Here is a 7014-nt window from a genome sequence, read left to right as displayed (position 1 = left end):
GAACATACTTACATCGCTAGTTGTTCTGGTACCAGAAAGTCACTTGAGGTGAAAAATCCACAAGAAGAAATACTGGCTACTAGTATACAAGTGTACCCTAACCCTTCGCATGGCTCATTAACCATTAGTCGTAACTCTGACCAAGCCACGACCCTTTCTATTGTCAACATTTTAGGACAAGAAGTAAAAACAGAGGTGTTGAATACGCAGGAACACGAACTCAATTTGAGTCATCTACCCAATGGGATGTACTTCCTAAACTTTACTACCCAAAAGGAGAAAGTAACTAAGAAAATAATTATTCAAAAGTAACTCCAATAATAGCCTATAAGGTTTCAGTTTCTTACTCATTTGTATGAAACTGAAACCTATGCTATTATTTAAGTTAAAATAAGAGCTAAAAAACAAAACACATTCTATTTACACTAACCAAATTATTTATAAATAATGAATAAAAAGATACTTATTCAAACATACATTATTGTGTGTTTATGGCACAGTATATCCCTGTTTGGACAGGGATTAAACATCCCCCTAGGTTGTTCCAACAGTGGACCAGAAATAAACCCAAGTCCCAAAGCAGATGTAAGAGGCACCTATTTAACTACGGTTTACAATCTTGATTGGCCTAGCAATCGAAGTGCAAGTGTAGCAACGCAACAAACCGAACTACTTAACATTCTTGACAAATTGGTAGATACAGGTATCAATACAGTATATTTTCAAGTACGCCCCGAATGTGATGCTTTTTATAATTCTTCTATTGAACCATGGTCCTATTGGCTAACAGGCGTTCAAGGTACCGCACCAAACCCCATTTGGGACCCTTTACAATTTGCCATCACCGAATGCCGAAAAAGAAGCTTAGACCTACATGCTTGGTTAAATCCTTATCGAGCTAGCGTTGGCGGATACACACTTGCTAACAATCATGTTTCAAAATTACATCCTTCATGGGTTTTTACAGCATCCAATAATAGCAACCTAAAAGTATTAAATCCGGGATTACCCGAAGTACGAAACTATATCGTTAGTATCATCAATGATATTGCTTCGCGATATGATATCGATGGAATTGTTTTTGACGACTATTTTTATCCAGATCAAGGGATGACCACTAATCAAGATGCTAGTACTTATGCCAATTACAATCCAAAAAACATCACAAATATTGACGATTGGAGAAGAGACAATGTGAACCAAATGATTGCCAATGTGTATGATGCATTACAAGTTATCAATACAAACAACAACAAAAACATCGTATTTGGAGTTGCCCCCTTTGGCATCTGGAAAAACGGTGTCCCCACGGGTATCATCGGTAACTCTTCATACAGTGCCTTATATTGCGACCCTATCAATTGGTTGCAAAATGGCAAAGTGGATTACATTGCACCACAATTATATTGGAAAATTGGAGGAAGCCAAGATTACATAAAGTTATCACAGTGGTGGAACGATCAAGCTGCAGCTACAGGTCGTCATTTGTACGTAAGCCAAGGTTATGACCGATTACCTGCCACTTCTCAAAATTGGGAAGCTATTGAAATCCAAAGTCAAATCAATCAAAATAGAATTTCGAGTATGGGGAATACACTTGGACAGACTTCCTATTCTACAAAATTTATTATGAGAGATGAAAAAGGAATTGCTACTGCATTAAAAAACAATCAGTACAAACTAAAAGCCTTTCCTCCTTCTATGCCTTGGAAAGACAATGTTTGCCCTACAGCACCAACCAACATCAGATTTGAAGGAAGTACCCTAAAATGGAATGCTCCTATAGCCGCTACCGATGGTGATCTAGCAGTAAAATATGTAATTTACGCTTTTGAAAATCAATCCGATGCCAATACATTAAAACAAGATGCCTCTAAAATCATTGATATTGTTAGCACAACTGAAAAAGTCTTAACACAGTCGCAACTTTCGGCCCCAAATAATTATTTTTTAGTCACAGCATTAGACAAAAACAATAACGAAAGTAACAATGTTATTGGAACAACTATAAATAACATTGCTGCTGCTCCAACTCTAATTAGCCCCACATCAGGTCAATATTACGTAGAGCTTCCTGTTACTTTCACTTGGAATAGTACTATCGCCGATGCCGAATATCGAATTCAAATAGCGAAATCCAACGCAAATTGGTCAGCCACAAATGGATTCACCACTGCTGCTACTCCCGATGCGACTGTAGTTGTAAATGGAAACATAGGTACTACACAAAGTTTTATTTGGGATCAAATCAATGCCAATGTTGCAGAAAGTCCAATTGGAGGAGAAACCTATTACTATACTGTTAGAAGTTATAGCGTAGCTACTGGGGTATCACAATATTCAGCTCCCATTAGTTTTACAACCAAAAGCCCAAATTGTAGCATTCCTACCAACAATGAAATCATCCTAGACAATACCGATGCATCATTAGTTGGGACATGGACTACCTCTACTTCTACTCCTGGTTATATCGGAACCAATTACATACACGATGGAAACACCTCAAAAGGCACAAAAACAGCTACCTTTTCTCCTAACATCATAAAGTATGGTAAATACGATGTATCAGTATTCTATACCGCTGGTACCAATCGTGCAACCAATGTAACCTATCAAATAAATCATGCACAAGGTAGCACTAATGTAGTCATCAATCAGCAAACCAATAACAATGTTTGGGTTTCGTTAGGCAAATACGAATTAAAATATGGAACCTCCAATTCGGTAGTTGTAAAGAACGAACTTTCCAATGGCTATGTTATTGTCGATGGGGTTCGATTCAAGTATGTAGATTGTTTACCTGAAGTTCCAGCCATTGCAGATTTTAGTTTATCTTCAAATTCAATCTGTCAAGGATCAAATGTGACCTTTACCAATTCGTCCAGTAACGCAGAATCGTACAATTGGACATTTGCAGGTGGAACCCCCAATTCCAGTACTGCTCTAAACCCAATAGTTACCTATGCTACACCTGGCACTTACGACGTTAGTTTGACCGTGACCAACGCTTATGGAACGAATACCAAAACAAGTACAGCGGCCATTACGGTACTTGCACAACCTACTATAACACTTAGCTCGGCTCCTGCTAGTTCAAATCAAACTTTGTGCAGCAACACAACCATTACCCCAATTATTTATACTATTGGTGGAAGTGCAACAGGAGCAACTGTAATAGGTTTGCCTGCCGGCGTTAGCTCGAATTGGAACGCAGGTACACTTACTATTTCTGGCACCCCTACAGTTGTAGGTTCTTACAGTTATACCGTAAGTACTACTGGAGGATGCAGCTCCAACTCGTTAACTGGAAGCCTTACCATTAATGCGGGTACTCCCGTTACCGCAGGATTCACCAGTCCTTATGTGGAAGTAGCCACAGGCGAATCTCTTACACTAACCAATACGTCCACGGGAGCCACTTCCTATGCCTGGACTTTCCCTAATGGATCGCCCGCAACCAGCACAGCAGCCAATCCTACGGTGAGCTTTACTACCACGGGTAGCAAAACCATTACCTTAGTAGCCTCCAACAGCTGTGGAAGTGCCACCTATACCATGAACATCTGTGTAGGAACCACTACCAAAACAACGCTAGAAACCTTCGAAACTTCTGCGGGTAGATTCACACAAGCCCCTACCACGAGTGGCTCAACAGTGGGGATCGCTACAACCTCGACACTCGCTCGAGCTACCGATAGTTTCAAAACAGGAACCGCTAGTTTAAAAGCCATTTTAAATGACAATACCGCTTCAACTTCTAATTGGACCGTGCGTTTATTGTCTGGTGGAGGAACTCCAGCCAACAATCAAGCGTTTACCGGAAATCAAGGCACCTTTGGCTTCTGGATGAGAACAAGTACAGCCAATGCCGGAGCTACTGTAACCGCATGGATTGATGACGCCGATGGACTAGAAGAACTTCCTCCTATTGCCATCATCAACAACGGAGCTTGGAATTACTACTCTTGGTTTTTACCCACCGCTGTTGGAACCACTATCACCACAGGAAATGGCATCGTTAGTGGTGCTTCGGTAACCCTAGATGCAATTGTGATCAAACAAAACAACACCGCCAATACCATGACGGTTTGGATAGACGATATCGAACATACTTACATCGCTAGTTGTTCTGGTACCAGAAAGTCACTTGAGGTGAAAAATCCACAAGAAGAAATACTGGCTGCTAGCATACAAGTGTACCCTAACCCTTCTAATGGCGCAGTAACCATTAGTCGTAACTCCGACCAAGCCACGACCCTTTCTATTGTCAACATTTTAGGACAAGAAGTAAAAACAGAGGTGTTGAATACGCAGGAACATGAACTCAATTTGAGTCATCTACCCAATGGGATGTACTTCCTGAACTTTACTACCGAAAAGGAAAGAATCACCAAAAAGATGATAATTCAAAAATAACAACTACAAACAATGGTCTTGTTAGTAAAAACATTGCAAGACAGTTGTTGTAAATAAAATTAGTAATCAATGAAAAAACTATTTTTAATTGTCCAAGTACTAATACTTTCGATGAGTATGTCTGGACAAACCTTTCAACAAAAACTACAAACAGCACTTAACAATTCATTTGCCGGTAGTGGATTACCAGGAGTTTCTGTGGCAGTATCTACCCCTGATATCGGTATGGTGTATGCAACAGCTGGAATAGGAAACGTTTACACCAATTCTACCATTATTCCAAATTTAACGAAGTATAGGATAGCTAGTGCTACAAAAAATTTTGTAGCGGTAATGATTATGAGGTTACAAGAAGCGGGCTATTTCTCCATCAATGATAAACTTTCTCAGCATTTAGTGGTGCCGGGTTTACCCAATGGCAGTACAATTACAATCAAACAATTATTGCAACACACCTCGGGTGTAGGAGATTATCTCAATGGAAGTAACGCTTTTATCAATGCTGCTGTGCCTGATAAAATTTTTACCAATGACGAAATAGTAGGCTATATCAACGATATGGGCGCCGAATTTTCACCTGGATCCACTTATGGCTATTCCAACGGCGGCTTTTTTATCTTAGGAATGTTAATTGAAAAAAAACTAGGCAAAAATCTTGACGTTGCTATGCAAGAATGGCTGTTTAACCCATTGCAATTAAGCAACACTTTCATGGATTTTGTAAGTACCACCACAAACAAAATCCCTGACTTAGCCGAAGGCACTAGAGCCTATAATTACTCACCTACTGGGGTAAAAGCGGCCGGAGCTATTGTTTCCACTTCTGAAAATTTAGCTAAGTTTTGTAAAGCAGTGTATGGAGGTACTTATATAACATCTGCATCTGTAAATGCTTTGATTGCACCTTCTGCATTGAACTCAGCCTATGGTTTAGGCACACGTTTATATACTTCTGCAAATGGAGTAAAATATCATGGCCACACTGGAACTATTTTAGGATATAACTCATTTATGTATTACATTCCCTCTATGAATGTATCCGTAGGCATAATCACCAATGCTTACGCGAGTCCATCGTCTATTTGGGAAAACATAAAAAGTTCTATCTATACAGTAGTAGAAAATGAATACATCAACTATTGTGCTAATAACAATTGCAATACGGCAATCATTCCCGTTCCCACTGCACCCACAGCCAATCAGCTTTACGTTAACACTCCCGTTACCTTTACTTGGACTTCCAATGTAACCAATGGTGATTACCGCTTGCAAGTATCCAAATCCAACACCGGTTGGACCGATACCAACGGATTCACCTCGGCCACCACCCCCAACAGTACGGTGGTAGTCAACCAAACCACCAATACCACCACATCCTTTACCTGGGATCAAGTAAGCGCACAAGTAGCAGAACGCCCTCAAGGTGGCACTACCTACTATTACACCATCCGAAGCTATAGTGCCGCTACTGGAACTTCAAAATATTCTGCCCCCATTGCTTTCACTCCGAAAAGTATCAACTGTTCGGTACCCGCCACTACAAGTATAATCGTAGATAATCCAAACGCTTCGCTTGTAGGTACCTGGCTTACCTCTACTTCCACAGCAGGTTACGAAGGCACCAACTACATTCACGACAACAATACCAACAAAGGAGCTAGTACCGTTACTTACACACCCAACCTACCACAACGTGGAAACTATGAGGTTTTTGTAAAACACACCGCGGGTACTAATCGGGCCACCAATGTTCCTATTGATGTAACACATGAAACCGGCACCACAACCACTACCGTAAATCAACAACTCAATAATGGCGTTTGGGTGTCTTTGGGCAAATACAACTTTACCGCTTCTACCAATGACAAAGTCACCATAAGAACTACCGCTACCAATGGGGTAGTTATTGCCGATGCCGTTCGCTTTGTATTTATCGATTGTACCGAACCTTCAGGACCGCTTGCCGTGGCCGATTTCACAACTTCCAATACAACAATCTGTCCTGGCCAAACCATCACCTATACCAACACCTCTACTAACGCCACTAGCTTCAATTGGTCCTTCCCTGGAGGTACTCCTGCATCCAGTACCGACCCAAACCCAGTGGTGACGTACTCTAATTCAGGTACTTTCAACGCTACCCTAACAGCCAGTAATGCCTCAAGCTCTAATACCAAAACACTGACTGCTGCTGTAGTGGTTAATCCTGCTGCAAGCATCACTTTAAGTTCGGCAGCTGCAACCTCCAACCAGTCCGTGTGTTTGAATGCCGCCATAACCAACATTACTTACACCCTCCACAGCACCGCAACCGATGCTACTGTTGTTGGACTACCAGCTGGAGTTACTGCCAATTTCAACGCCGGGATCCTAACCCTATCGGGCATTCCTACAGCTTTAGGTGTCTACAACTATACCATTACAACCATCGGAGGATGTAGTCCTGCAGCTAGCGCTTCTGGAACGATTACCGTAAATCCTTTTACCGATGTTACCGCAGGATTCACCAGCCCTTATGTGGAAGTAGCCACAGGCGAATCTCTTACAATAACCAATACTTCCACGGGAGCCACTTCCTATGCCTGGACTTTCCCTAAT

General features: G+C 41.2%; 3 protein-coding genes. All 3 read left to right on the top strand.

The features are described from left to right. The coding region (locus tag ACZIX2_RS14065) for a T9SS type A sorting domain-containing protein (RefSeq protein WP_463340731.1) at positions 1 to 312 on the top strand (312 nt) is incomplete at its 5' end. Between the two features lie 135 nt (positions 313 to 447). After that, positions 448 to 4416: a family 10 glycosylhydrolase gene (locus tag ACZIX2_RS14060; RefSeq protein ID WP_463340730.1), complete on the top strand. Its 3969-nt coding sequence runs from the start codon at positions 448 to 450 to the stop codon at positions 4414 to 4416. Positions 4417 to 4485: 69 nt separating this feature from the next. Further along, positions 4486 to 7014: serine hydrolase (locus tag ACZIX2_RS14055; RefSeq protein ID WP_463340729.1), on the top strand; the 2529-nt coding region annotated here is incomplete at its 3' end.

This window comes from Flavobacterium riviphilum (assembly GCF_055231795.1).
This window is presented reverse-complemented; position numbering and strand designations above follow the sequence as displayed.

What these genes read in the sequence shown, in the direction of transcription:
- ACZIX2_RS14060 (WP_463340730.1), top strand. Translation starts at nt 448, where the DNA reads ATGAATAAAAAGATACTTATTCAAACATACATTATTGTGTGTTTATGG.